Raw genomic sequence first — 1,960 nt, 5'->3', positions numbered from 1 at the left:
GTACTAAATACCAAAGGCATTTATACCTTAATGATTACCCAGCTTTTGCCTAAAGGATTGGTAGGTATTTTGGTAGCCGCATTATTATCAGGATTAATGAGTCAAATTGCAGGTGCGTTAAATTCTATCGCTACATTAAGCAGTTATGATTTATACAAAAGATTTAAACCCGAAACCAGCGATAAAAAATTAGTTAGTGTAGGTCGCTGGTCGGCAGGCATTGCATTAGCCGTTTCAATAAGCCTCTTGCCATTATTAAATAGCTATCAAAGCCTTTTCGAAGGCATAAATGATGTAATCGCACATATTGCCCCTCCTATTACCTGTGTGTTCTTACTAGGGGTATTTTGGAAAAAAGCATCAGCTAAAGGGGCGCAATATACTTTGCTGCTCGGTTCTATTATTGGGGCGAGTGTTTTTGTGGTAAACAAATTATATGGTACAGAAACTATAATCGGCAAAATCCCCTTTATGATGATGGCATTTTACCTGTTCTGCATCTGTGTATTTATACAGGTTATATTTTCTTACATCTATCCTGTAAAACATACCGCCCAAAGCGAAGCCCTTTACTGGAATTCTATTTGGGAACCCCTTAAAAGTAAAGGCTGGAGCGGGATAGGCAACTACAAATTTCTGTCGGTGCTTTTATTGGTGATAATGGGTGTTTTATACGTCTACTTTAAATAAAATTGATATGAATATGAAAAGATTTCTCTTGTTCTTCGTTGCACTAATTACCTTTTTCAGTGTTAACGCGCAAACCAAAACAAATGCTTCAGTAATGAACGATTTTATGGATAAACGGTTTGGTATGTTTATTCATTGGGGACCAGTGAGTTTACGCGGCACCGAGATTGGCTGGAGCCGTGGCGATCAGGTTCCAACAGAAGATTACGACAATCTCTACAAAGAATTTAACCCTGTTCTATTTGATGCCGAAGCTATTGTAAAAACAGCAAAAGATGCCGGAATGAGATATCTGACCATTACAGCACGTCATCACGACGGATTTTGCTTATGGCCAACTGCATTTACTGATTTCAATATTACCAACACACCTTATAAAAAAGATATTGTTGGCGCATTAAACGAAGCCTGTAAAAAACAGGGAATTAAGTTCTGTATTTATTACTCGGTATTAGACTGGCATCATCCAGATTACCCGATCCACTCTCCAAAAAACCAAACGATTGATCCAAAATCAGACATGAACCGATATGTGTTGTATATGAAAAACCAGTTAAAGGAACTCATTACCAAATATGATCCTTATATGCTCTGGTTTGACGGACAATGGGAAAAACCCTGGACAGACGAAATGGGTAAAGATTTATATGCATATCTAAAACACCTAAAACCCGATATAATTATCAATAACCGCTTGGGAAAAGAATTTGCAGCAATGGAAAACAAAAACATTGATGCTTCTAAAATGATAGGCGATTACGACACGCCGGAACAGGTAGTAGGCAAATTAAATATGTTTACGCCATGGGAAAGCTGTTTTACTATCTGTAACCAATGGGCCTGGAAACCAAACGATAAAATGAAACCGCTAAAACAATGCCTCGAAATTATTTCGAAAACAGCAGGTGGTAATGGCAATCTTTTATTAAATGTAGGCCCTATGCCAGATGGTAGAATTGAAGCCCGCCAAATAGAACGCTTAAAAGAAATCGGCGATTGGTTAAAAACCAATGGCGAAGCCATTTATAGCACAAAAGGTGGCCCATACCAACCGAACAATGATTACGCAACGACCAGAAAAGGGAATAAAATTTACGTGCATGTATTAAACACCAATCTGGCCAAGTTGAGTTTAAAGGCTATCCCAGGTTTAAAAGTTAAAAAAGCATATCTGTTAAATAACCAAACCATTAATATGGAGCAAAAAGATGGCATTTCTTTACAACTTCCCGGCAACCAGGCCAACCAATCAGATTATATTGTTGTACTA

General features: G+C 37.9%; 2 protein-coding genes. Both read left to right on the top strand.

Annotation, left to right across the window (positions count from 1 at the left end):
• Positions 1–690: sodium:solute symporter family transporter (locus tag AC1DND_RS26715; protein ID WP_477585735.1), on the top strand; the 690-nt coding region annotated here is incomplete at its 5' end.
• Between the two features lie 13 nt (positions 691–703).
• The coding region (locus AC1DND_RS26710) for an alpha-L-fucosidase (protein ID WP_477585734.1) at positions 704–1,960 on the top strand (1,257 nt) is incomplete at its 3' end.

It is taken from the genome of Pedobacter sp. 01N416 (genome assembly GCF_056399685.1).
This window is presented reverse-complemented; position numbering and strand designations above follow the sequence as displayed.